Source organism: Variovorax sp. NFACC27 (genome assembly GCF_048301545.1).
Classification (GTDB): Bacteria; Pseudomonadota; Gammaproteobacteria; order Burkholderiales; family Burkholderiaceae_C; genus Variovorax; species Variovorax gossypii.
The window spans coordinates 38,483-62,373 of sequence record NZ_CP157613.1; the positions used below are offsets into that span (position 1 = coordinate 38,483).

Below are 23,891 nucleotides of genomic sequence, written 5' to 3' on the forward strand. Positions count from 1 at the left end.
AGGAAGTGTTCAGCGAATCTTCAGCGATCGGACGCGCGGCCGGCCACGATGACAGCGTTGGTGCCGCCAAAAGCGAAGGAATTGGACAGCGCATAGCGGATGCCCTTGGCCTCGCGAGCCTCGCCCTGCACGAAGTCGAGGTCGAATGCGGCATCGGGTTTTTGCAGGTTGGCGATGGGCGGCAGCGTCTCGCGTGCGAGCGCACGCAGCGCCGCGACGAGTTCGATCGCGCCGCCGCCGCCGAGCACGTGGCCGTGGATGGCCTTGGTCGCGCTCACGGGCACGGTGTTGCCGAACACCTCGCGGATCGATGCGGCTTCAGCGGCATCGCCGGCGGAAGTGGCTGTGCCGTGGGCGTTGATGTGGCCGACTTCGGAGGCCTCGATGCCCGCGTCGCGCAGCGCGGCGCGCATCACGCGCACCTGGCCCGCGGAGTCGGGGTTGGTGATGTGCGTGCCGTCGCAGTTGGTGGCGTAGCCCGCGAGCACGAAGGGCGCGGCTTCGGCGCCGCGCGCGGCTGCATGGGCTTCGGATTCGAGCACCAGCGCGGCAGCGCCTTCGCCGATGGCAAAGCCCGCGCGGTCGCCGGAGAACGGGCGGCATGCGGAGGAGGGCGCATCGGCCGGCGGCGGCGCCATCACGCGCATGGCGTGCCAGCTGGCCATCACGCCGGGCGTGAGCATGGCGTCGTGGCCGCCGACGATGGCAACGTCGATCCAGCCGCCGCGAATCGCGCGCATCGCCTCGCCGATGGCCACGGCCGAGGAGGCGCAGGCACAGGCGTAGGCAATGGCCGAGCCGCGTGCACCGAAGTGCAGCGCCAGTTCGGCCACGGCGGCGTTGGGCATCACCGTGAGCACGGTCGTCGGGCGCATACGGCGCTGCTCGCCGTAGAGCGCGCTGGTGGTGTTGTCGAAGGTGCCGGCGCCCGCAAGGCCGCAGCCCCAGAAGATGCCGAGGCGGTCGCGGTCGATGGATTCGAGGTCGAGCTTCGCTTCGCCGGCCGCGTCCTGCGCGGCGGCCAGCGCCATGGCGGTGCCGCGGTCCAGCGGCAGGCGGGAGGTGCTGCGCACGCCGTTCGAGTCGAAGTCGCAGGCGGCGACGGCGAGCGCCATCGGGTCCATGCCCTTGATCTCCAGCGTCTGCGCGCGCACGGCCGAACGGCCCGCGAACAGGGCCTCGTCGAAGGCCTCGATGGTGCGGCCGATGGGCGTGACGAAGCCGATGCCGCTCACGCGCACCGGCGCTGATGCGGCGCGTGCAGCCGAGGCGGCGAGCACGGCGTGGGCGGCACCACTGCTCATTGGAAGGCCTCCGCGCTTCGCGCTGCGGTGCGAGCTTGCCTGGGGCGGCCCGGTGCTGCGCTCATGCCGTTGCTTCCGCCGGTTGGCCCGCGGTGATGCCGGCGCTTTCCGCGTCGATCACTTCGCACAGGCGCTGCAGCGTGATGCCGGCTTCGCGCGGATCGAGGCGGTCTTCGGGAATGCGCAGGTGGAAGGCATCCTCGACGGCGAAGACGAACTCCATCAGCGCGAGCGAGTCGAGGCCGAGATCGGTCAGCACGGTGGCAGGCGAGATGGTCGAGCGATCGACGCGGAAGTCGGTCTCGAGGATCGCCGCGATGCTGTTGAAGGTGGGGGTGGATGCGTCGGAAGAAGACATGGGAATGCTTTCCTTTCAGGCGTGGTCGAACGGGTTCGAAGAGGTCAGGCGTACAGCGGATGCTCGGGCATCGTGCCATGCGCTACTGCATCGACGAACGACACTGTTTCGCTCACAACCTGTTGACGATCGTTGTCGATTGTGATCATGTGGTAGCTGTTGGCGACCACCACGGCGCGGAATGCGCGGCAGCGGAGGCCGCGCGCGAGGATGCCCAGGTTGGCCACGCTGGCCACCTCGTCCTGATGGGCATGCAGCGCGAGCACGTTGGCGCACTGCACGCTGCCGAGGTTGCGGCGCACATGGCGGATGAGCCTGTCGTGCTCGCGCAGGTGGCCCACGCCGATGACGGAGCTGCCAGCGCGCGAGACCTTGCGGTGGCGCAGCTCGCGCTCGATCCAGGCGCGCACGCGTTCGTTCTTCACGCCGTAGGGCGGGCGTTCGCGGTATTGCCAGAGCCGGCCCAGCGGCGTGTAGAAGGCCAGCGGCAGCAGGAACTGCGTGCGCGGAATGGCCCAGCCGTCGAAGCGCAGCGTGGTCGACATGAGCACCAGCGCATCGACGTCGCTGCCGCAGCGGATGGCTGCACCCAGCGCCAGTGAAGAGCCAGCGGAGATTCCGACCAGCATCACGCGGTCGTGCCGCGCGCGCAGCGCCTTCACCTGTGCCTGGATGGCGTCGAGCCAGCATTCGTACGGTGCCGCGCGCTGCAGCGGCGCGCCCGCGTCGAAGGAGTAACCTTCGATGGACAGCGGATACACCGGATAGCCGCGGCTGCGCAGCGCCGACTGCACGGTCAGCAACTCGTCAGGCGTGCTGCATAAACCATGCAGCAGGACCACGGCGGTGCGCTGCACTTCCGGAGGAACCAGGCTCAGCAGATCGGAGGGTTCGCGCGCACTCATCGCGTGGCGCAGGCCATGAAAATGGCCCGCGTTTCGTGTTGCTGTCGTATGCTCATGTGGCGTTTATCGCTTGGAGCGACTGACCGGCCGCTGACCCGTCGTTCGCAAGGCAGATTACCCCCAACCATTCAAAGACCATGCGAATTCTGCTCGTCGAAGACGACACCGTTCTGCGCGACGTGATGGTGCGCAGCCTCGCTGATGCCGGCCATCGCGTGGACGTGTCGACCAATGTCGAAGATGCCGACCATCTGTGGCGCGTGCAGCCCTTCGATGCCGTGCTGCTCGATCTCAACCTGCCGGCCACGGCGAGCCCCACCAGCGGTCTCGCGAGTGGCCTCACCGCGCTGCGGCAGGCGCGTGCGCGCGGCGACCGCACGCCGGTGCTCGTGCTCACCGCGCGGGGCCGCACCGAGGAGCGCATCGCCGGCCTCGATGCCGGCGCCGACGACTACCTGGGCAAGCCCTTCGACCTGGCCGAGGTCGAGGCGCGATTGCGTGCGCTGGTGCGCCGCGCGAAGGGCACGGAAGACATCGTGCTGCTGGGGCAGCTGAAGCTCGACCGCAAGGCACGCCGCTTCTCCACCGCGAACGGCCCGCTCGACCTGCCGGCGCGCGAGTTCGAGGTGCTGTGGGAGCTCATGAGTCCGCCGGGCCGTACGGTGAGCAAGCGTGCGTTGTCCGACAAGCTTTCCAGCTTCGACGAATCGCTCGGCGACAACGCGCTCGAGGCCTTCATCTCCCGCCTGCGCAAGAAGCTGCAGGGCACCGGCGCGAGCATCCGCACGCTGCGCGGCATCGGCTACCTGCTCGAAGCCGAGGTCTGATCCGCGCGTGACCGGCCAGGAGCAGACCACCGAATCGCAGCCGGCGGCGACAGTGCGCGCGCCGTCGCTCACGCGGCGCGTGCTGCGCAACGTGCTGGTGCCGCTGGCGCTCACGTGGATGGTCGGCGCGGTCATCGCGCTGGTCATCGCCAACTACTTCTCCGAGCAGGCCTTCGACCGCGGCATGCTCGACGACGCGTATGCGCTGTCGGCCAACGTGCAGGCGGGCGAGCGCGGCATCGAGCTGCTGCTCACGCCGCGCGAAGTGGCCACCGTGCTCTTCGACCAGGTCGACAAGGTCTACTTCGCGGTGCAGCGGCTCGACGGCACGCTGATCTCGGGGCAGTCGGGCCTGAAGGCCCCGCTGCCGGTGGACGGTTCGCGCTACCGCTTCTCCGATGTCGACTACGAGGGCAGCACGCTGCGCGCGGTGGTGCTCGAGCACGACGCCGAACCCGACATCAGCATGCCCTACCGCGTGATCATTGCGCAGACCACGCTGAGCCGCACGGCGCTGGTGCGGCAGCTGCTGGGCTATGCGCTGGCGCCGCAGATCGTGCTGCTGATCCTGCTCGCGGTATGGCTTTGGTACGGCATCCGCAGCGACCTGCGCCCGCTCGGCGAACTGCAGCGCGCGCTCGACCGGCGCGACGTGCGCGATCTTTCGCCGGTGGCGGTGGCGCAGACCTCGCGCGAGATCCAGCGCCTGGGCAATGCGGTCAACTCGCTCTTCGAGCGGCTGGGCAACAGCGTGCAGGCGCAGCGCGAGTTCGTGGGCAACGTGGCGCACGAACTGCGCACGCCGCTGGCGGGCATCCGCGCGCTGGCCGAGTACGGGCTGGCGCAGCACGACACCAACGTATGGCGCGAACAGCTGGAGCGCGTGTCGGAACGCCAGGCGCGCGCCAGCCACCTGATCGATCAGCTGCTCGCGCTCGCGCTGGCCGAGGAGGCACGCACCGAACTCAAGCGCGTGCCCGTGCGGCTCGACGTGCTGGCGGAGCAGACGGTGCTGCGGCACCTCGCGCGAGCCGATGCGCGAGGCGTCGACCTGGGCGCGCGCGGCCTCGACGACGGCGTGGTCGTGAGCGCCAACGAAGCGCTGGTGGAGGGCATCCTCGACAACCTGATCGACAACGCGCTGCGCTACGGCGGGCGCACCATCACGGTCGAGCTTGCGGGCCACACGCTGAGCGTGATCGACGACGGCCCCGGCATCCCGCTGGAGGCGCAGCGCGACCTGATGCGGCGCTGGGCCCAAGGGCCCGCGGGGGAGAAGCTGGGGCAGGGCTCGGGGCTGGGGCTGTCGATCGTCTCGCGCTATGCAGAGCTGCTGGGCGCGGAGCTGCGGCTCGAAGCGGCCGAGCCCACTGGCCTTCGCGTGAGCGTGGCCTTCGGCGAAGCGATCTAGAGCGGCAGCGGCGTGCCCTGGTGGAACGCCATGCGCCAGCGGCCCGAGCGTCGTCGCCAGAGCGAGCTGCGCAGCGAGTCCGCGCCGGGGCGCTGTGGAATGGCTTCGCGGTGCGCGCGATAGGTGACCAGCGCCACGTCCGGCCCCATGCGCAGCACGCGAAAGTCCGACATCGTGCGTTCCGAGAAAGCCTCGTCGCGCAGTGCCTCGATGATGGCGGTGCGTGTCCACACCGTGCCTGAGACACCGAGCTCGTGGAAGTCGTCGTCGAGCAGTTCCTCGAGCCGCGCGGCGCTCGCGCGGACCTCTCGAAGATGGAGCGCGCCTTCGAGCTTCAGCAGCAGTGCATCCAGGTCTTCCTCCGGTGCGGCCTCGTAGAGTTCGAGCGGAAGGCCGTCGGGATCGGCAAAGAAGGTGAAGCGCCTGCCCGTGAATTCATCGGTGCGCAGCGGCTCGACGGCAATGCCCTTCGATGCGAGTTCGGCGGCCGCGGCCTGCACGTCGGGTACCTCGAAGGACAGGTGGCGCAGCCCCTGCGCCTCGGGTCGCGTGAGGCGCGCGGGCGCATCGGGAAAGGAGAAGAGCTCGATCTGCGAGCCGTCGGGCAGCGCCAGGTCGAGCTTGTACGAATCGCGCGCGGCGCGGTAGTTTTCTGCGATCACGCGCAGGCCCAGCACCTCGGTGTAGAAGCGCTTCGACGCCGGGTAGTCGGAGCAGATGATGGCGACGTGGTGAATGCGTTCGAGCTGCATCGTGGCCGTCACTTCAGTTGCTTGCGAAGAAAGACGCGCGTGCGTTCCGCGAAGGCGAGGCGCTTGTATTCGACATAGCCGATGCGCTCGTAGAGCGCGCGGTTCTCGCTCATCTTCTCGTTGGTGAAGAGGTAGATCGAGTCGTGGCCTTGCCGCAGCGCCTCGCGCTCGGCGAGCTCGAGCAGCGCGCGGCCCACGCCGGTGCCCTGCTGCGTGGGGCGCACCGCGATCACGTCGATCAGGAAGCCCTCGTCGGTGACGTCGAGCACCAGCGCCGCGACGATCTGCTCCTGCTGTTGCGCGACCCAGACCTGCGCGTTCGCGATCGACGCGCCGTAGTCCCTGGTCATCGGCGTCGGCGTGAGGCCCAGCCGCGGGATGTAGTGGCGGAAGGCCTCGACGGCGCAGTCGGCGATGGAGGCTGCATCGTCCTTCGTGGCGCGCCTGATGGTCCATGCCGTCATGCGTCGATTTCCACTTCGCCCTCGATCTCGACGGGAATGTTGAACGGCAGTTCCGCCATGCCCACCGCGCTGCGCGAGTGCGCGCCGATGTCGGGGCCGAAGACTTCGAGGATGAGATCGGAGAAGCCGTTGATGACGGCCGGCTGCCTGTCGAAGCCCGGTGCGCAGGAAACCATGCCGAACACGCGCGTCCATGCGCTGATGCGGTCCAGGTCGCCCAGCGCGCGCTGCAGGCTGCCCAGCATCGCGAGCCCGGTGAGGCGCGCGGCGGTGTAGCCCTGTTCCACGCCCAGCTCGCGGCCCAGCTTGCCCAGCGGCGCGGCGATGGTGCCGTCGGCATTGAGCGGGCCGTGGCCGGAGATCAGCGCGCGGCGGCCGACGATGCGTACGAACTGGAAAGGCAGCACGACGCCGGGTGGCGGCGTCACTGCGGGCGGAAGGACGAGGCCGAGCGCGGCCAGTCGTTGCTCGATGCGAGCCATGGCATTTCTCTCCTTGATGCGACGGACACGAAGCGTCCGTCGCATCTTGCCATGGCCCTCGCTGCTGCTTCGGGCTCAGGCCAGCGCCGGATAGTCCGTGTAGCCCTTCGCGCCGCCGCCGTACATGGTGGCCTTGTCGAGCGGGTTCAGCGGTGCGTTCTCGCGCAGGCGGCGCACGAGGTCGGGGTTGGAGATGAAGGGCTTGCCGAAGGCCACGAGGTCGTCGCCTTCCTTCAGGGCCTCTTCGGCGAGGGGACGGTCGTAGCCGTTGTTGACCATCCATGCGGCCTTGCCGCCGGCTTCGCGGTAGGCGGCCTTGAGGGCTTCGTAGTCGAAGGGACGGTCCTCGATCTCGCGCGGGCCACCGGTGGCGCCTTCGATGATGTGGATGTAGGCGAGGTTGAGCGATGCGAGCTGCTTCACCACGTAGGTGAAGAGCGGCTGCGGATTGCTGTCGTGGGCGTCGTTGGCGGGCGTGACGGGCGACAGGCGGATGCCGGTCTTGCCGCCGCCAACCGCATCGACCACGGCGCGCGCGGATTCGAGCAGCAGGCGGGCGCGGTTCTCGATGCTGCCGCCGTAGTCGTCGGTGCGCTTGTTGCTGCCGTCCTTCAGGAACTGGTCGAGCAGGTAGCCGTTGGCGCCGTGCAGTTCGACCCCGTCGAAACCTGCGGTCTCCACCGCGCTGCGCGCAGCCACCGCGTAGGCATGCACGATGCCGGGCAGTTCGCTCGCGTCGAGCGCGCGCGGCTCGGAGGTGTCGACGAAGGTGGGCACGCCGTCCTTGATGAGCACGGTCTTGGTCCTGGCGGTGATGGCCGAGGGGGCGACGGGCTTTCCGCCACCGGGTTGCAGTTCGTTGTGCGAGACGCGGCCCACGTGCCACAGCTGCACCACGATCTTGCCGCCCTTGGCGTGCACGGCGTCGGTCACGCGCTTCCAGGCGTCGAGCTGCTCGGTGCCGTAGAGGCCGGGCACGTCGGAATAGCCCTGGCCCTGGTGGCTGATGGCGGTGGCCTCGGTGATGAGCAGGCCGGCACTGGCGCGCTGGGCGTAGTAGGTGGCGGCGATGTCGGGCGGGATGGCGTTCGGCGAGCGGTTGCGCGTGAGCGGCGCCATGACGACGCGGTTGGCGAGCTTCAGGTCGCCGGCCTGTACGGGATCGAAAAGGGTGGACATCGTGCGATCGAAAGCAGAGTTGATACGGGGCGCAAGGCTAAGCGCGCCGCCTCAACCCTGCTGTCGCACGGTTGACGGATTGGTGCTAGGCAAGCAATGCCAGCAAGGCGGGGCTCACCCGCATGGGAACGGCCAGCAGGATCTGCCCCATGCCCTTGCCCAGCGGATCGTTGCGCAGCGAGGCCATGCCGCCACCGCCCAGCGCCTGTTCGCAGACGAAGTTGAAGGCGTCGATGCCCGGCACCTCGTAGCGCGTGACGCGGCCCTTGACCAGGTGCGCGAGCCACTCGGACACGCGTGCCTCGGTGAGCTGCTCGCGCAGCAGCGGCAGCAGGGCAGGGTGTCGAGCGATGACGCCGATGTTCGATGTGTCGCCTTTGTCTCCGCTGCGGGCCCAGGCCAGGCGCAGCAGCGGCACCTCGATGCTGTCGGTGGCGGAGGTGTCGATCGTCGTCTGGATGGCTCTGGCAGGCGAAGGGATGGCATTGGCCGCTTCGTCGGCGGGTGCGCTGTCCATGCGTGGAACATCGACGCGTTCTCCGTCGACGCTCACCGATGCCTCGACCTGCGACTTGTCCAGAAGGAACGCGTATTGCCGGATCGACGGCGACACCGAGGCCCGTCCGCCGCCCGCGCCGGTGGTGCCCGGTGCCCACGACGTGCCTGCGGGTGCGACCTCCCGCGCGAACAGCTCCAGCGCTTCCTTTCGCGGATGCGTCACCGCGAGCCGCAGCACCGCCTCGCGCGTCTGCAATGCCTGCTGTGCATGCGGGCCGTAGCAGGACTCCGCGCCCAGCACCTCGATCTGCGTGCCGCTGTAGGGACCGAAGCCGTACTGCGAGAACAGCGCACCCGTGCGCGCGAGGATGGCCTCGCCCGTTCGCTTCGCCTTGGTCACCGCGTCGAAGCCGACGATGGTGAGCTGAGCCGCAGTCTTGAAGCCATCGACGTAGGTGGCGCTGACCTTGTAGCTCGCGGTGGGCGCACGGCCGCGCGCGCCGTGCACGCGCACGCGGTGCTCGCCGGCCTGCTCGATGCGCACCTGCGTGAAGTCGGCCACCACGTCGGGCAGCAGGTAGGCGGCGGGGTCGCCGATCTCGTAGAGCATCTGCTCGCCCACCACCGCGGGCGTGACCTTGCCGCCGGTGCCGGCGGGCTTGGTGACGACGAAGCTGCCGTCGGCGCCGCATTCGACGATGGGGTAGCCGATGTTGGGCCAGTCGGGCACGGTGTCCCAGTCGGTGTGCAGGCCGCCGGTGGCCTGGCAGCCGCATTCGATGATGTGGCCCGCGAGGCTGCCTGAGGCAAGCAGGTCGAGCTGGTCGGGCTGCCACTTGAATTCGTGCATGAGCACGCCGAGCGTCACGGCCGAGTCGACGCAGCGACCGGTGATGACGACCTGCGCGCCCGCGTCGAGCGCAGCGCGTATGGGCTGTGCGCCGAGATACGCGTTGGCGGTGAGCACGCGTTCGGGCAGCGCGGCGCCGCTCTGCAGTTCGCGCACGGGCGGTTGCGACTGGCGCAGTTGGGGCAGCAGCGGGGACACGTCGTCGCCGCTCACCACGGCGATCTTCAACGCGATGCCTTGCTCGGCCGCGAGCGCTGCCAGTGCGTCGGCGCAGCCTTGCGGGTTCACGCCGCCCGCGTTGCTCACCACGCGGATGCCCTGTTTCACGACGTCCTTCAGCACGGACTTCATCGCCACCGACACGAAGTCGGTCGCGTAGCCGAGCTCGGGCTTCTTGAGCCGCGCGCCCGCGAGGATCGACATGGTGAGTTCGGCGAGGTAGTCGAACACGAGGTAGTCGATCTGGCCGCTGCCGACGAGCTGCGGCGCGCCCACGCTGCTGTCGCCCCAGAAGCCGGAGGCGCCGCCGATGCGGACGATGCGTTCGCTGTTGCTGTTGCTCATCGTCCGCTCCACTGCGGCTTGCGCTTCTCGCGGAAGGCGAGCTGTCCTTCGGCTGCGTCCTCGGTGAGCGCGAACAGGCCGATCTGGCTTTCGGTGAAGGCCATCGATTCCTCGAAGGCCATGGCCTCGATCTTCTTCATGGTGTAGAGGCCGCGGCGTATGGCGGCTGGCGACTTGTCGAGCATGCGGCCGAGCAGCCAGTCGACGCTTTCGTCGACGTCGTCGCTCACGCGGTTGACGAGGTTGAGCTCGAGCGCCTGCGCGGCGTCGATGGGCTCGCCGGTGATGCACATCTCGGCCAGCACGCGGCGCGGCAGCAGGCCGCCGAGCACGCTGAGCACCTGCGCGGGGAAGAGCCCGACCTTCACCTCGGGCAGGCCGAACACCGCCTGTCTGCTGGCCACGGCCATGTCGCACATCGCCATGAGGCCCATGCCGCCGGCCATGCAGGCACCGTTGACGCGCGCGACCAGCGGCACGGTCGACTGCCTGGCCTGTCGGAAGAGATTGGCGAAGCCCTGGTAAGGCGCGGCGTAGTCGAACTTGAAGGAGGTGCCGCTTTGCAGGTCGGCGCCCGCGCAGAAGGCGCGCGTGCCGGCGCCGGTGATGACCACTGCGCGCACGGCGCTGTCGTTGTTGGCGCGGGCGATGGCATCGCCCAGGCCGGCCAGCACGGCGGCGTTGATGGCGTTGCGGCGCTCCTCGCGCTCGATGGTGAGCCACATGACGGGCCCGCGCATCTCTTCGCGCAGTTCGGCGGCGGACGGAGGGGTTTCGGGCATGGCGCGGATTCCTTCTTCGATCGGCTGGAGTTCTGCCCGTAGCGTCGCGCGAAAAAAAAGCCGCATCGTGCGGCTTGTGGCTGAAGCGGCCCGGGTTTTCCCTAGGAAGGGGCCGAGCCGCTTGGCTGCTTCTGCTTGCTTTCAGTCTCTTTTGCGAGCTTCGTATTACTTCAGCAGGCCTTCAGCCTTCATCGCATCCTGCACGGCCGGGCGGGCGCCCACGCGTGCATGCCAGGCGAGCAGGTTGGGGAAGTCGGAGATGTCCACGCCGGTGGGCTTGGTCCAGTTGGTGACGGTGAACAGGTAGCCGTCGGCCACGCTGAAGTGCTCGCCCATCAGGTATTCCTTGCTGGCCAGTTCCTTGTCGAGCCATTGGAAGCGCGACTTGAGCTTGTCCTTGAAGATGCCCTTGGCTTCGTCGGGCATGTTCGGGTTGAACAGCGGGCTGAAGCCCTTGTGCACTTCGGTGCCGATGAAGGTCAGCCATTCCTGCAGGCGGTAGCGCTGCATGGTGCCGGCGGCCGGTGCGAGGTTCTTGGTGGGCGCCAGGTCGGCGATGTACTGGAGGATGGCGGGGCCTTCGCGCAGGCGGGTGCCGTCGTCGAGCTCGAGCATCGGCACGTAGCCCAGCGGGTTGATGCCGTAGTAGTCGGTGCCGTCCTGCAGCTTGTGGCTCTTGGTGCTGGCCAGCACGGGTTCGACGGCGATGCCCGCTTCATGCAGAGCGATATGGGGCGAGAGCGAGCAGGCGCCGGGCGAGTAGTACAGCTTCATTCGAAAACTCCAGTGATGACGAGGTTGGTTGATTGATTGTTGTGAGAGACCGCAGCGGATGCTAGCGGGTTTGGCGGCCTCGCGTTTTTGTCCTACGGCCGCATGCGCGCGGTGACTATCGGGCGCACGGGACGCGTTTCCTAAGCTGCCTCGCATGGTGGGCAGGGCCTGCTGCAAGGAGTACCAGGATGTTGAAGTACGCGATCATTTTTGCGGTCATCTCCCTCGTGGCCGGCCTGCTCGGCTTCGGTGGCATCGCGGCGGGCGCGGCCGGCATCGCCAAGCTGCTGTTCGGCCTGTTCCTGGTGCTCGCGGTGCTGTTCGTGGTGCTGGCGGCGCTCGGCGTGGGCGCGGTGAAGAAAGCGATCGACTGATGCACCTCTCGCACATCGAGGCGCAGCTCGATTACGAGGTCGTGGCGCCGGCCCACATGCTGCTCAACATCGAGGCGGCGCGCTCGGGCATGCAGACCGTGATCGGGGAGAAGCTGGCGATCGAGCCGGCGACCCCGATGCGGCTGTTCTGCGACGAGGGGAGCGGCAACCGCTTCATACGTTTCGACGCGAAGCCGGGGCCGCTGAAGATCCGCTACAGGGCCGGCGTGCAGCGTGCGCACGCGGTGGTGCCGACCGACCTGCGCGAGATGCGGGTCAGCGAGGTGCCCGACGAGGTGCTGCACTACACGATGCCGACGCGGTACTGCGAGTCGGACCTGATGTCGCGTTGCGCCCTGCAACTCTTCGGCGACCTGCCGCCCGGCATCGGCCGGGTGCAGGCCATCGTCGACTGGATCCACGAAAGCATTTCCTACGAGCCCGGCAGCAGCGACTCGACCACGACCGCGCGAGAGGTGTTCGTGTCGCGCGCGGGCGTGTGCCGCGACTTCGCGCACCTGGGCATCACCTTCTGCCGCGCGCTCAATATACCGGCGCGGCTGGTGGTCGGCTACGTGTGGTTCGACGAGCCGCCGCAGGATTTCCACGCGGTGTTCGAAGCCTGGCTCGGCGGGCGATGGGTGCTGTTCGATCCGACGCGCATGGCGCCGGTCGACCGGCTGGTGCGAGTGGGCACGGGGCGCGATGCGAAGGACGTGGCCTTCTGCACGATCTTCGGCGATGTGCGCATGACGGACAAGAAGCTCGCCGTTCGCGAGCTGCAGGATGAAAGCATGCAGCCGTCGATAGCGCCGCCGCCCAGCGGCGAGCTGATCGGCATCGAGAAGCCGGTGCCGCTGTCACAGACGGTGGAAGCGACGGACTGACGCGGATAGTTTGCTATTAAAAACATAGCAAACTATCGAGAATCGATGGGAGTTGGCGGGCAATTTGGCATGGCCCTCTAGCTTGTCCACACAGGGGGCGCAGATGGGCCTGGCCGATTAAAATCGGTGCCCCTTTTGCGCCGCGCACGCGTCAGTTGTGCGCCCCCATTTCCAAATGCTGTACCCCGAAGAATTCGACGTGATCGTCGTCGGCGGTGGCCATGCCGGCACCGAGGCCGCGCTCGCCGCCGCGCGCATGGGCGCCAAGACGCTGCTGCTCTCCCACAACATCGAGACGCTGGGGCAGATGAGCTGCAATCCGTCGATCGGCGGCATCGGCAAGGGCCACCTGGTGAAGGAGGTCGACGCGCTCGGCGGTGCGATGGCGATCGCGACGGACGAGGCCGGCATCCAGTTCCGCATCCTCAACTCGAGCAAGGGCCCTGCCGTGCGCGCGACCCGCGCCCAGGCGGACCGCGTTCTGTACAAGGCCGCCATTCGCCGCCGGCTCGAGAACCAGCCGAACCTGAGCCTGTTTCAGCAGGCGGTCGACGACCTGATGGTGGAGGGCGATCGCGTGGTCGGCGCCGTCACGCAGGTTGGCATCGCTTTCCGCGCGCGCACCGTCGTACTGACAGCGGGTACTTTCCTCGATGGCCGCATCCACGTCGGCCTCGACAACTACCAGGCCGGCCGTGCTGGCGACCCGCCGGCGGTCAGCCTGTCGGCTCGGCTCAAGGAACTGAAGCTGCCGCAGGGCCGGCTCAAGACCGGTACGCCGCCGCGGCTCGACGGCCGCAGCATCGATTTCTCGAAGTGCACGGAACAACCCGGCGACGGCATGCCTGGTGGGGCAGGGCCGATGCCGGTGTTCAGCTTCATGGGTCGCGCAGACATGCATCCGCAGCAGATGCCCTGCTGGATCACGCACACCAATGCGCGCACTCACGAGATCATCCGCTCGGGCTTCGACCGCAGCCCGATGTTCACCGGCAAGATCGACGGCGTGGGGCCGCGCTACTGCCCGAGCGTGGAAGACAAGATCAATCGCTTTGCCGACAAGGAAAGCCACCAGATCTTCCTGGAGCCCGAAGGCCTGACCACCAACGAGTACTACCCGAACGGGATCTCGACCAGCCTGCCGTTCGACATCCAGTACCAACTGGTGCGCTCGATGCCCGGACTGGAGAACGCGCACATCCTGCGGCCGGGCTACGCCATCGAGTACGACTACTTCGATCCGCGCGAGCTCAAGAGCAGTTTCGAGACGCGATCGGTCAAGGGCTTGTTCTTCGCCGGACAGATCAACGGCACGACCGGCTACGAGGAGGCCGCGGCCCAGGGGCTGTTCGCCGGCATCAACGCCGCGCTGCAATGCCGTGGCGAAGACGCCTGGCTGCCGCGCCGCGACGAGGCTTACCTTGGCGTGCTGGTCGACGACCTGATCACCAAGGGCGTGACCGAGCCTTACCGCATGTTCACCAGCCGCGCGGAGTTCCGTCTGCAGCTGCGCGAAGACAACGCCGACATGCGTCTGACCGAAGCCGGCCGCAAGCTGGGCCTGGTGGACGACGAACGCTGGGACGCCTTCGGCCGGAAGCGCGATGCTGTTTCACGTGAAACAGAGCGCCTCAAGTCGATCTGGGTGAACCCGCGCAACCTGCCGGCTTCGGAGTCGGAGCGGGTGCTGGGCAAGGCCATCGATCACGAATACAACCTGGCCGACCTGCTGCGCCGGCCCGACGTGAGCTACGAAACGCTCATGACGCTGGACGGCGGCAAGTACGGTGCCCCGGCCACGTTGAGCGAAACCGAGATCGAGCAGATCGAGATCTCGGCCAAGTACTCCGGCTACATCGAGCGCCAGCACGACGAGGTCGAGCGTGCCGCGCACTTCGAAAACCTCAAGCTGCCGGCCGATTTCGACTACAGCCAGGTCAAGGCATTGAGCTTCGAGGTGCGGCAGAAGCTGAACAAGCATCGGCCGGAAACGCTGGGCCTGGCCTCGCGCATTTCCGGCGTGACGCCGGCGGCTATCTCGCTGTTGATGATTCATCTGCGAAAGGGCGGTCACAAGGCTTTTGCCAAGGACGCCGACCCCGCCACGGAAGCTGCCGCCGAATGACGGCGCCGATCGACACGCTGCGCTCGGGCGCGGCCGCCATGGGCGTGACGCTGTCCGATGCCCAGGCTGAACGCCTGCTGGCCTACGGCACGCTGATGCTCAAGTGGAACAAGGTCTACAACCTGACGGCGCTGCGCGACCCGGCCAGCGTACTGACGCACCATCTGCTCGACAGCCTTGCGGCCATCGCGCCGCTGCAGCGCGAGTGGGCAGGGAAGGGCAAGCTGCTGGACGTGGGTTCCGGTGGCGGCTTGCCCGGCGTGGTGATCGCGATCATGCGGCCCGATCTGGAAGTCAGCTGTCTCGACGCGGTCGCCAAGAAGGCGGCTTTCGTCCGGCAGGTTGCTGCCGAACTGGAGCTACCGAACCTGCGCGGGCTGCATGCCCGTGTCGAATCGCTGGCCGGCAGCTACGAGGTCATCAGCTCCCGTGCCTTCGCATCGCTGCCTGATTTCTTCAACGGCTCGATGAACCTGCTGGCCCCGGGGGGCGTCTGGCTCGCCATGAAGGGCAAGATGCCGACGGACGAACTCGCGGTCGTGCCCAAGGGCGTGTCTGTGTTTCACGTGGAACAACTGACGGTTCCCGGCCTGGATGCGGAGCGATGCATCGTCTGGGCGCGCAAGGAATCCGTCTGATCGGCGTCTGAATCGGCGCTCGAATCCGCAAAAGAAGCGACGACACCGGTAAAAGCCGGTGTCAGGGCAGTCCCGGCGGCGGTGTGCTCGCTTAGACTCGATGCCTCCCTCTGGTCCCTTTCCCGGCTCGCTTTTTCGAGGCAAATCCCATGTTCGGCATTGCTGACTACGGCGCATTCGTCGCCGCCATCGTCCTGTTCCTCCTGATTCCCGGCCCGGGCAATCTGGCGCTGATCACCTCGACCAGCAAGGGCGGCATCCGCGGTGGACTGGCCGCGACGGCCGGCGTGATCATCGGCGACCAGTTCCTGCTGTGGGCTGCGGTGGCCGGAGTGTCCGCCGTCATGGCTGCTTACCCGGCCGCTTTCAAGGCCGTGCAGTGGCTGGGCGCTGCGTATCTGGCCTGGATGGGCATCAAGATGCTGATGGCGAAGCCCGGTTCGGCCCCCATCCTCAACATCAAGCCCAGCCATTTCATGCGCCAGGCTTTCACCATCACGCTGCTGAACCCCAAGGCCATCGTGTTCTACATGGCCTTCTTCCCGCTGTTCGTGGACCCGGCCCGTCACCAGGGCCTGATCACTTTCGGCGCCATGGCCGTGACGATCGCCGCGCTGACCTTCCTGTACGGCCTGACCTCGACGCTGCTCACGCACTTCCTGGCCGAGCGCATCCGCGCGAATCCCCGCATTTCCACCACGCTCGAAAAGCTTGCCGGCACTTTCCTGATCGCCTTCGGCGTCAAGCTCGCAATCTCGCGCTGATCGATCGACCCTCGGTACTCACATGGCCAAGATTTTCTGCATCGCCAACCAGAAGGGCGGAGTCGGCAAGACCACCACCACCGTCAATCTCGCCGCCGGCCTGGCCAAGGTCGGCCAGCGCGTGCTGATGATCGACCTCGACCCGCAGGGCAATGCCACCATGGGTTCGGGCATCGACAAGCGCGAGCTGGAGCTGACGGTGTACGACGTGCTGCTCGAATCGGCCTCGGTCGCCGAGGCGCGGGTCAAGGCCGACAAGCTGGTGGAGGGCGGCTGCGGCTACGACGTGCTGGGTGCCAACCGCGAACTGGCCGGTGCCGAAGTGGAAATGGTCGCGCTCGACCGCCGCGAGAAGCGCCTGCGCACCGCGCTGGCCGCCGTCGGTGCCGAGTACGACTTCGTGCTGATCGACTGCCCACCCAGCCTGAGCCTGCTGACGCTGAACGGCCTGTGCGCCGCCCACGGCGTGATCGTGCCGATGCAGTGCGAGTACTTCGCGCTCGAAGGCCTGACCGACCTGGTCAACACCATCAAGCAGGTGCACGCCAACCTCAACAAGAACCTGCAGATCATCGGCCTGCTGCGCGTGATGTTCGATCCGCGCATCACGCTGCAGCAGCAGGTGAGCGAGCAGCTCAAGTCCCACTTCGGCGACAAGGTGTTCGACACCGTGATCCCGCGCAACGTGCGGCTGGCCGAGGCGCCGAGCTACGGACTGCCGGGTGTGGTGTTCGATCCGGCTGCGCGCGGCAGCCAGGCCTTCATCGCCTTCGCGCAGGAGCTGGTCGACAAGATGCCGCCCGCGAGCGCCTTTGCCTCGGGTGCGGTGGCTCCGCCGATTGCGCCGGTCGCGCGCATCACGCCGGACTTGCCCATCCCCGACGACGTCATGGCGCCCGCCGCCGCGCCGGCTGCAGACTCCACCAGTGAAAACAACGCCTGACATGCGCTTGCGCTTCGCAAGTTGCTATCAAATCAGTAGCAAATGACAGCTCCCCGCATCCTGCTGCTGCCCGGTTGGCAGAACAGCGGCCCCGGCCATTGGCAGACCCGCTGGGAATCCGTCCATGGCGACCACCGTGTCGAGCAGCACGAATGGATGCGCCCGCTGCGCGGCGACTGGTCCGCGCGGCTCGAGGAAGAAGTGCTGGCTTCGCCCGGCCCGGTGGTCTTCGCGGCGCACAGCCTCGGCTGCATCCTCGTCGCCGCCTGGGCCGCGCATTCGCGCAACACGCACAAGGTGCGCGGCGCGCTGCTGGTCGCGCCTGGAGACGTGGAGAGCGACAACCTGCGCCAGTCGATTCCGGGTTGGGCGCCCATCGTGCGCAAGCCGCTGCCTTTCCCGGCGGTGCTGATCGCCGCCAACGACGACCCGTACTGCGAGATCTCCCGCTCGCGGCAGCTTGCCGCCGACTGGGGCGCACGCTTCATCGACGCCGGCGCGGGCGGCCACCTGAACGCCGAATCGGGCCTGGGCGACTGGCCCGAAGGCCGCAAACTCCTGAACGAAATCTCGAAAGAAAAGAACTGATGGCGACCAAGAAACCCAAGGGACTGGGACGCGGCCTCGAAGCGCTGCTGGGCCCGACGGCCGCGCCTTCCGCCGACAACAGCGGCGGCGGTGCCGGCGCCGCCGATGCGGAGGAGGGCGGCGCGCAACGGAACCCGAGCACGCTGATGCTCGACCAGATGGTCGCCGGCGTCTACCAGCCGCGCACGCGCATGGACGAAGGCGCGCTCTACGAGCTGGCCGAGAGCATCAAGGTGCAGGGCATCATGCAGCCGATCCTGGTGCGGCGGCTCGATCCCGAATCGGCTGCGGCCAAGAACGCCGAATACGAAATCATCGCGGGCGAACGGCGCTTCCGTGCCGCGAAGCTCGCCGGCCTCGACAGCGTGCCGGTGCTGGTGCGCGACGTGCCGAACGAGGCCGCGGCGGCGATGTCCCTCATCGAGAACATCCAGCGCGAGGATCTCAATCCGCTCGAAGAGGCCCAAGGCCTGCAACGCCTGGTGACCGAGTTTGGGCTCACTCACGAGCAGGCGGCCCAGGCAGTGGGCCGCTCGCGCAGCGCAGCCAGCAACCTGTTGCGCCTGCTGAACCTGGCCGAGCCCGCGCAGCAGATGCTGATGGCCGGCGACATCGACATGGGCCACGCCCGCGCGCTGCTGTCGCTGGACCGCGGCACGCAGATCACGGCCGCCAACCAGATCGCGGCCAAGAAGATGTCGGTGCGCGAGGCCGAGTCGCTGGTGAAGAAGCTCGCGGCCGAGTTCACGCTCACGCCTTCGCGCCGCAGCAACGACGGCGAGAAGTCGCGCGACCTGCTGCGCGTCGAAGAAGAACTGGCCGACCTGCTCACCGCCGAGGTCGAGGTGCGCATCAAGAAGCGCAGCAAGCGCGGCGGCCGCGTCGAGGAAAGCGGCGAGCTCGCGATCCACTTCGGCTCCATCGAGGCGCTCAACGGATTGATCGAACGCATCCGCCGAACGGCCTAGTGTTGTGAACCCGGGGGCGGGCGTTCGTTTGATTGATTCCTGCAATCCTTTGCGCGTATCCTCGACCGCTGGTTTTTCCAACCTCAGATCTCTGAACAACAGAGGGAGTCATCCATGAAGCTCACCAGGTTCCCGCTCGCGGCCATCGCCGCCGGCGCACTTCTTCTAACCGGTTGCGCCACGACCGACATGCAAATGGGCAGCCAGTCGGCCAAGACCATGGCCACCGGCAGCGCGGCAGGCGGCGCCACCGACAACGCGAGCAGCCAGCTCGAGCGCTGCGAATCGCCGCTCGGCACGGTCTCCCTGATTGAGAACCAGAGCGCGGGCTGGTACACCATCCTCACCGGCGAATACCGCCTGCCCCCCACGGCCAACCTGCTGCGCCTGCTGGTGCAGCAGTCGAACTGCTTCATCGTGGTCGAGCGCGGCGCTGCCGGCATGAACGCCATGACGCGCGAACGCGCATTGCAGCAGTCGGGTGAAATGCGCGGCGGCAGCAACTTCGGCCGCGGCCAGATGGTGGCTTCCGACTACGGCCTGTCGCCCGAGATCGTGTTCAGCAACAGCGATGCCGGCGGCGTCGGCGGTGCGCTCGGCGGCCTGGTGGGCGGCGGCCGTGGCCGTGCCCTCGCGGCCATCGGCGGCAGCATGCAGACCAAGGAAGCCAGCGCGCTTCTGACCCTGATCGACAACCGCTCGGGCGTGCAGGTTGCCGCTTCCGAAGGCAGCGCCTCCAAGACCGACTTCGGCGCCTTCGGTGCACTGGCCGGCCGCAGCGCTGGCGGCGGCCTCGGCGGCTACACCAACACGGCCCAGGGCAAGGTGATTGCCGCTGCCTTCATGGACGCCTTCAACCAGATGGTCCGTTCGCTGCGCAACTACAAGGCGCAGACGGTGCGCGGCCAAGGCCTCGGCGGCGGCGGCCGACTGGGCGTGGATGGCGGCGCGGCGCCGTCGCAGACCTACGTGCCGGCAGAGAAGGCACCGGCACGTCGTCGCAGCAACTGATCGCACGGCAACCTTCAGTCGAACAAACAAAAAGCCCGGCGGCTCGCAAGAGCCCCGGGCTTTTTTCATTGGGTGCCTGAGCTCGGAATCAGAGGCTGAAGATCTTCCCCGGATTCATGATGTTCTTCGGGTCGAGCGCGCGCTTGATCGTGCGCATCATGTCGATCGCGCCCGCGCCCGCTTCATTCACCAGGAACTCCATCTTGTGCAGCCCCACGCCGTGCTCGCCGGTGCAGGTGCCTTCCAGTGCCAGCGCACGGCTCACCAGCGCGTGGTTCAGCTCCTCGGCCTTCACGCGCTCCTCGGGGATGTTCGGGTCGAGCAGGTAGCCGAAGTGGAAATTGCCGTCGCCCACGTGGCCGACGAGGAAGTAGGGGATGCCGCTGGCATCGGCTTCGGCCACCGAGTCGAGCAGGCAGTCGGCCAGGCGCGAGATCGGCACGCAGGTGTCGGTCGAGATCACGCGGCAGCCCGGACGCGACTGCACCGCCGCGAAGTAGCTGTTGTGCCGCGCGGTCCACAGGCGGGTGCGTTCTTCCGGCGTGCTGGCCCATTCGAAGGCATTGCCGCCATGGCCGCTCGCGAGCTCCTGCACCGTCTCGGCCTGTTCCTTCACTCCGGCTGGCGAGCCGTGGAATTCCATCAGCAGCATCGGCTCTTCGCGCAGGTTCAGCTTGGCGTAGGCATTCACCATGCGCACCGTGTTCACGTCGATCAGCTCCACGCGCGCGATCGGCACGCCGAGCTGGATGGTCTCGATGGTCGTGCGCACCGCGGCCTCGATGCTCGGGAACGAGCAGATCGCCGCTGACACCGCCTCGGGCAGCGGGTAGATGCGCAGCGTGATCTCGGTGACCACGCCCAGCGTGCCTTCGCTGCCCACCATGAGGCGCGTGAGGTCATAGCCGGCCGACGACTTCTTCGCACGCGTGCCGGTGCGGATGACTTCGCCCGCGGCCGTCACCACCTCGAGCGCCAGCACGTTCTCGCGCATCGTGCCGTAGCGCACCGCGTTCGTGCCGCTCGCTCGCGTGGCGGTCATGCCGCCGATGGAGGCGTCGGCGCCCGGGTCGATGGGGAAGAACAGGCCCGTGCTCTTGATCTCTTCGTTGAGCTGCTTGCGCGTGACGCCGGGCTGCACCGTCACCGTGAGGTCGTCGGCATTGACCGACAGCACCTTGTTCATGCGCGACACGTCGATGCTGATGCCGCCCTGCACCGCCAGCAGGTGGCCTTCGAGCGAGGAGCCCACGCCGAAGGGAATGACCGGCACGCTGTGCTCGCTCGCGAGCTTCACCGCGTCTGCAACATCCTGCGTGCTCTCGGCGAACACCACGGCGGAGGGGGGCGGCGCGTCGAAAGAGGACTCGTCGCGGCCGTGCTGCGTGCGCACCGCCATCGCCGTGGAACAGTTGGCGCCGAAGCGTGCCTTCAGCGCCTCGATCAGGCTGTCGGGCACTTCGCGCAGATGAAGCTCCGGCAGCAGGTGCGAGGTTTGGGTCGGGGCGTTCATCGGGAGTCTCCTGGCGGGGTGAGGGGGATCGGCCATTCTACGGAGCGAGCACCATAATGCGCTTCGTAAAAACATGAACCCCACCACACTCAGCGCCCTTGCGGCCTTCCCTTCGCAGCTGGAGGCCCATTTCGCGGCCATTCCCACGGCTTCCAGGCACTGGGCGCCGCCCTCGTGGGAAGGCGTGCCCAGCGAGGCCTTCACCGCCATCGAGCAGCTGTGCCATGTGCGCGACATCGAGATCGAGGGCTACCACGTTCGCTTCCGGCGCACGCTGGCCGAAAGCCATCCGACGCTCGCCTCCATCGACAGCGAACCGCTCGCCATCGAGCGCAACTACGGCGTGGCAGACCCGGCGAAGGTGCTGGCCGACTTCCGCATGGCGCGCGCGCAGACGATGGAGATCATCTCCAGCCTGAGCGACGCCCAGCTCGCGCGCACGGCCGTGTTCGAAGGCTACGGTCCGCTCACGATGCGCAGCCTCATCCACTACCTGTGCAGCCACGACCAGCAGCATCTCGCGGGCCTGCAGTGGCTGGCGGGCAAGATCGACGCATCGACCGTCGTCGATCGCTGAGCAGGAATAGGAACAGGAAGGAGCCTCCATGGGCAACCGACTTTCCCAGATCGCCACCCGCACGGGCGACGACGGCACCACCGGCCTCGGCGACAACACGCGCGTGTCGAAGGACAACCTGCGCGTGCACGCGATGGGCGAGGTGGACGAACTCAACTCGCACATCGGCGTGCTGCTGTGCGAGCCCATGCCGGAGCCCGTTCGCGAGCTGCTGGTCGACGTGCAGCACCAGCTCTTCAACCTCGGCGGCGAACTGTCGATGCCGGGTTTCACGCTGCTGAAGGCCGAGGCCCTGCTGCAGCTGGACAACGCGCTCGCCGAGCACAACGCCGCGCTGCCGCGCCTGGCCGAATTCATCCTGCCCGCCGGCACGCGCGCGGCCTCGCTCGCGCACGTGTGCCGCACCGTGGCACGCAGGGCCGAGCGTGCCGTGGTGGCGCTTGGCGCCACCGAGCAGCTCAACGACGCGCTGCGGCAATACCTCAACCGGCTCAGCGACCTGCTCTTCGTGCTCGCGCGCGTGCTCAACCGGATGAACGGCGGCGACGACGTTTATTGGAAGAGCGAGCGCATGGCACGCGCGGCCGCTGCAGACACCAAGGAGACCCCATGAAACCGTCGAACACCCTTCTTCACACGGCACTCGCCACGACGATGGCCGCAGCCCTTTGGCTGCCTGCCGGTGCGGCACAGGCCCAGAGCGCCGACAACCCGCCGCAGGCGCAGCGCGCCCACACCATCAAGTCGCCCTCGCGCGGCGGCAAGGTCGTGGGCAGCGTGCAGCGCGGCACCAACGCCGCAGGCCGTGGCGTCAATCGCGCGGATGCTGCCACGCGGCGCGGCATCAACAACGTGTCGGAAAAGGCCAGCAGGCCGGTGCGCAACGTGGGCGAGGCCTTCGGGCGCAAGCTATCGCCGGGGTCCAGCGGGCGGGCTGCGCCGCCGTCGGTGGGTCCGCAGGGCAGTGCGCCCTGATCATCAATCCAGGAACACCGTGGAACCGGCTTCGCCGGGCCACCGGTGTTGCCCCGGAAGGGGGTTGGCGAAGCGACACGAAGTGCGCGAAGCCTGGGGGAGAACCTGATATGGCACGAAATATCGAGATCAAGGCTCGCATCGACAGCGTGGAACGCGTCGCAGCCGTCGCGGCAACACTGGCCGACAAGGGCCCTATCGAGATCGCCCAGGACGACACCTTCTTCCGCTGCGCCGACACCGCAGACCGCCTCAAGCTGCGCACCTTCGCGCCCGACCGCGCCGAGCTGATCTTCTACCGCCGCGCGAACAGCGCCGGCCCGAAGGAATCGTTCTATCTGATCACGCCCTGCAGCACGCCCGACGTGCTGCGTGAATCGCTCACGCTCGCCTGGGGCCAGGCTGGCCGCGTGCGCAAGCAGCGGCGGCTGTTCCTCGTGGGCCGCACGCGCGTGCACCTCGACCGCGTCGAGGGCCTCGGCGAGTTCCTCGAACTCGAAGTGGTGCTGGAGGAGGGCGAGTCGGCCGAGGCAGGCATCGCCGAGGCGCACGCGCTCATGGCGCAACTGGGCGTGGGCACCGACCAGCTTCTGCAGGGTGCCTACGTCGACCTGATCAACGCCAGCCAGCGGACCTGAGCTGCTCCGCGAGCAGTTGCGCGACCTTCTCGTAGCCTCGCGCGTTGGCATGGATGCGGTCGGATCGCAGCGACGAGTCCGACAGCACGCTCGAATACACATTGGCCACCAGCAGCGCCTGCTGCGCCTTCGCCACCTCCTCGTAGAACGGCGCATCGCTGAGCGAGCCCACCACCGCGCGCATCGCGTCGGGCGAGGGCGTCGCCAGCACTGCCACGTAGGGCGTGTGCGCACGCGCCTGGGTGATCAGTTCCACGAGGTTGTCGCGCGTGGCTGTAGCAGACACGCCGCGCAGCATGTCGTTGCCGCCGATGCCGATCAGGATCGCGTCGTAGCTCGCCCCGCTAAGCAGCCCCGGCAGGCGCTGCAGCGCGCCCGCGGACGTGTCGCCGTTGACGCCGGCGTTCTCGACCTGCCACCCCGTGAGTTCGCCCAGCTTCACCGGCCACGAGGCCTCGGGCGACGCGCCGTAGCCGAAGGTCAGGCTGTCGCCGAGGGCCAGCACATGGGCGCCGGGCTTCAACGCCGCGGCCGATGACTTGCGCCTGCCGCAGGCCGCCAGCAGGGTCGCCGCGGGTACGCCCGCCAGCAGATGGAGGAGGTGTCGTCTCTTCATGTGGCGCGCAGCTTAATCGCAGCCCACAGCCGCGCGGGTACTTTCCCCTTTGCTCGGAAAGCGCATAAGCCTCCCCGTTTTTGTTAGTTCCCCGGCGATGGAGGCGGGCGAAGAATCGCCTGCA

27 protein-coding genes are annotated in these 23,891 nt (G+C 67.8%); 15 read left to right on the forward strand and 12 right to left on the reverse strand.

Annotation, left to right across the window (positions count from 1 at the left end; all coding sequences use genetic code 11):
- Positions 1-20: 20 nt before the first annotated feature.
- From ABL840_RS00180 to ABL840_RS00190, 3 genes are all read right to left on the reverse strand, one after another.
- Positions 21-1,304 (reverse strand): beta-ketoacyl-[acyl-carrier-protein] synthase family protein, encoded by a 1,284-nt coding sequence (locus ABL840_RS00180; RefSeq protein ID WP_093300372.1) that lies wholly within the window; start codon positions 1,302-1,304, stop codon positions 21-23.
- 61 nt (positions 1,305-1,365) lie between these two features.
- Entirely contained in the window at positions 1,366-1,662 is a 297-nt protein-coding gene (locus ABL840_RS00185; protein ID WP_093300374.1) for a phosphopantetheine-binding protein, read from the reverse strand.
- A gap of 44 nt (positions 1,663-1,706) precedes the next feature.
- Positions 1,707-2,567 (reverse strand): alpha/beta hydrolase, encoded by an 861-nt coding sequence (locus ABL840_RS00190; protein ID WP_093300376.1) that lies wholly within the window; start codon positions 2,565-2,567, stop codon positions 1,707-1,709.
- A 137-nt stretch (positions 2,568-2,704) separates the two neighbouring features.
- On the opposite strand from ABL840_RS00190, the gene ABL840_RS00195 reads away from it, so the two are divergent.
- Positions 2,705-3,394, forward strand: coding sequence for a response regulator transcription factor (locus ABL840_RS00195; RefSeq protein ID WP_019653620.1), 690 nt, complete (start codon positions 2,705-2,707; stop codon positions 3,392-3,394).
- Between the two features lie 7 nt (positions 3,395-3,401).
- A complete protein-coding gene (locus tag ABL840_RS00200; protein ID WP_093195782.1) occupies positions 3,402-4,805 on the forward strand; it encodes a sensor histidine kinase in 1,404 nt (467 codons plus the stop codon).
- Here ABL840_RS00200 and ABL840_RS00205 read toward each other — a convergent pair.
- The 7 genes from ABL840_RS00205 to gstA form a co-directional block, all read right to left on the reverse strand.
- Complete coding sequence (locus ABL840_RS00205; protein ID WP_093300581.1) at positions 4,802-5,557, reverse strand: VOC family protein; 756 nt, start codon at positions 5,555-5,557, stop codon at positions 4,802-4,804. The genes ABL840_RS00200 and ABL840_RS00205 overlap by 4 nt on opposite strands.
- Before the next feature lie 8 nt (positions 5,558-5,565).
- Complete coding sequence (locus tag ABL840_RS00210; RefSeq protein WP_093300378.1) at positions 5,566-6,021, reverse strand: GNAT family N-acetyltransferase; 456 nt, start codon at positions 6,019-6,021, stop codon at positions 5,566-5,568.
- Positions 6,018-6,503, reverse strand: a complete 486-nt coding sequence (locus ABL840_RS00215) for a RidA family protein (protein WP_093300379.1) — start codon at positions 6,501-6,503, stop codon at positions 6,018-6,020. Before ABL840_RS00215 ends, ABL840_RS00210 begins: the two co-directional genes overlap by 4 nt.
- A 75-nt stretch (positions 6,504-6,578) precedes the next feature.
- Positions 6,579-7,682 carry an alkene reductase gene (locus ABL840_RS00220; RefSeq protein WP_093300381.1) on the reverse strand — a complete coding sequence of 368 codons (1,104 nt, stop codon included), beginning with the start codon at positions 7,680-7,682 and terminating at the stop codon, positions 6,579-6,581.
- A gap of 85 nt (positions 7,683-7,767) precedes the next feature.
- The gene (locus tag ABL840_RS00225) at positions 7,768-9,594 is read right to left on the reverse strand and encodes an acyclic terpene utilization AtuA family protein (protein WP_093300382.1); all 1,827 of its coding nucleotides are present in this window, start codon (positions 9,592-9,594) and stop codon (positions 7,768-7,770) included.
- Positions 9,591-10,376 carry an enoyl-CoA hydratase/isomerase family protein gene (locus ABL840_RS00230; RefSeq protein ID WP_093195777.1) on the reverse strand — a complete coding sequence of 262 codons (786 nt, stop codon included), beginning with the start codon at positions 10,374-10,376 and terminating at the stop codon, positions 9,591-9,593. The genes ABL840_RS00225 and ABL840_RS00230 overlap by 4 nt, the downstream gene beginning before the upstream one ends.
- Positions 10,377-10,541: 165 nt before the next feature.
- The gene (gstA, locus tag ABL840_RS00235; protein WP_093195776.1) at positions 10,542-11,150 is read right to left on the reverse strand and encodes a glutathione transferase GstA; all 609 of its coding nucleotides are present in this window, start codon (positions 11,148-11,150) and stop codon (positions 10,542-10,544) included.
- 188 nt (positions 11,151-11,338) lie between these two features.
- Here gstA and ABL840_RS00240 point away from each other — a divergent pair, with 188 nt between their 5' ends.
- The 9 genes from ABL840_RS00240 to ABL840_RS00280 all read left to right on the forward strand — a co-directional run bounded on the left by ABL840_RS00240 (position 11,339) and on the right by ABL840_RS00280 (position 19,448).
- On the forward strand, positions 11,339-11,524 hold the full coding sequence (locus ABL840_RS00240) for a DUF1328 family protein (protein ID WP_056574793.1): 186 nt from the start codon (positions 11,339-11,341) through the stop codon (positions 11,522-11,524).
- Positions 11,524-12,411: a transglutaminase-like domain-containing protein gene (locus tag ABL840_RS00245; protein WP_093300384.1), complete on the forward strand. Its 888-nt coding sequence runs from the start codon at positions 11,524-11,526 to the stop codon at positions 12,409-12,411. Before ABL840_RS00240 ends, ABL840_RS00245 begins: the two co-directional genes overlap by 1 nt.
- A 175-nt stretch (positions 12,412-12,586) precedes the next feature.
- A complete protein-coding gene (gene mnmG, locus ABL840_RS00250; RefSeq protein WP_093300385.1) occupies positions 12,587-14,536 on the forward strand; it encodes a tRNA uridine-5-carboxymethylaminomethyl(34) synthesis enzyme MnmG in 1,950 nt (649 codons plus the stop codon).
- Complete coding sequence (gene rsmG, locus ABL840_RS00255) at positions 14,533-15,174, forward strand: 16S rRNA (guanine(527)-N(7))-methyltransferase RsmG (protein ID WP_093300387.1); 642 nt, start codon at positions 14,533-14,535, stop codon at positions 15,172-15,174. The genes mnmG and rsmG overlap by 4 nt, the downstream gene beginning before the upstream one ends.
- Positions 15,175-15,323: 149 nt before the next feature.
- The gene (locus tag ABL840_RS00260) at positions 15,324-15,938 is read left to right on the forward strand and encodes a LysE family transporter (protein ID WP_093300388.1); all 615 of its coding nucleotides are present in this window, start codon (positions 15,324-15,326) and stop codon (positions 15,936-15,938) included.
- A 22-nt stretch (positions 15,939-15,960) separates the two neighbouring features.
- The gene (locus ABL840_RS00265; RefSeq protein WP_093195771.1) at positions 15,961-16,881 is read left to right on the forward strand and encodes a ParA family protein; all 921 of its coding nucleotides are present in this window, start codon (positions 15,961-15,963) and stop codon (positions 16,879-16,881) included.
- Positions 16,882-16,923: 42 nt separating this feature from the next.
- Positions 16,924-17,469 (forward strand): RBBP9/YdeN family alpha/beta hydrolase, encoded by a 546-nt coding sequence (locus ABL840_RS00270; protein ID WP_093300389.1) that lies wholly within the window; start codon positions 16,924-16,926, stop codon positions 17,467-17,469.
- Positions 17,469-18,437: a ParB/RepB/Spo0J family partition protein gene (locus ABL840_RS00275; RefSeq protein WP_093195769.1), complete on the forward strand. Its 969-nt coding sequence runs from the start codon at positions 17,469-17,471 to the stop codon at positions 18,435-18,437. Before ABL840_RS00270 ends, ABL840_RS00275 begins: the two co-directional genes overlap by 1 nt.
- Positions 18,438-18,551: 114 nt before the next feature.
- Positions 18,552-19,448: a CsgG/HfaB family protein gene (locus tag ABL840_RS00280; protein WP_093195768.1), complete on the forward strand. Its 897-nt coding sequence runs from the start codon at positions 18,552-18,554 to the stop codon at positions 19,446-19,448.
- An 88-nt stretch (positions 19,449-19,536) separates the two neighbouring features.
- On the opposite strand, the gene ABL840_RS00285 is transcribed toward ABL840_RS00280, so the two are convergent.
- Positions 19,537-20,961 carry an FAD-binding oxidoreductase gene (locus ABL840_RS00285; protein WP_093300391.1) on the reverse strand — a complete coding sequence of 475 codons (1,425 nt, stop codon included), beginning with the start codon at positions 20,959-20,961 and terminating at the stop codon, positions 19,537-19,539.
- 73 nt (positions 20,962-21,034) lie between these two features.
- Here ABL840_RS00285 and ABL840_RS00290 point away from each other — a divergent pair, with 73 nt between their 5' ends.
- From ABL840_RS00290 to ABL840_RS00305, 4 genes are all read left to right on the forward strand, one after another.
- Positions 21,035-21,538, forward strand: coding sequence for a DinB family protein (locus tag ABL840_RS00290; RefSeq protein ID WP_093195766.1), 504 nt, complete (start codon positions 21,035-21,037; stop codon positions 21,536-21,538).
- Between the two features lie 28 nt (positions 21,539-21,566).
- A complete protein-coding gene (locus ABL840_RS00295; protein WP_093300393.1) occupies positions 21,567-22,151 on the forward strand; it encodes a cob(I)yrinic acid a,c-diamide adenosyltransferase in 585 nt (194 codons plus the stop codon).
- Positions 22,148-22,513, forward strand: a complete 366-nt coding sequence (locus tag ABL840_RS00300; RefSeq protein ID WP_093195764.1) for a hypothetical protein — start codon at positions 22,148-22,150, stop codon at positions 22,511-22,513. The genes ABL840_RS00295 and ABL840_RS00300 overlap by 4 nt, the downstream gene beginning before the upstream one ends.
- Before the next feature lie 110 nt (positions 22,514-22,623).
- Positions 22,624-23,151: a class IV adenylate cyclase gene (locus ABL840_RS00305; protein WP_093300394.1), complete on the forward strand. Its 528-nt coding sequence runs from the start codon at positions 22,624-22,626 to the stop codon at positions 23,149-23,151.
- Here ABL840_RS00305 and ABL840_RS00310 read toward each other — a convergent pair.
- On the reverse strand, positions 23,129-23,767 hold the full coding sequence (locus tag ABL840_RS00310) for a GDSL-type esterase/lipase family protein (protein WP_093300396.1): 639 nt from the start codon (positions 23,765-23,767) through the stop codon (positions 23,129-23,131). The genes ABL840_RS00305 and ABL840_RS00310 overlap by 23 nt on opposite strands.
- Between the last annotated feature and the right edge of the window lie 124 nt (positions 23,768-23,891).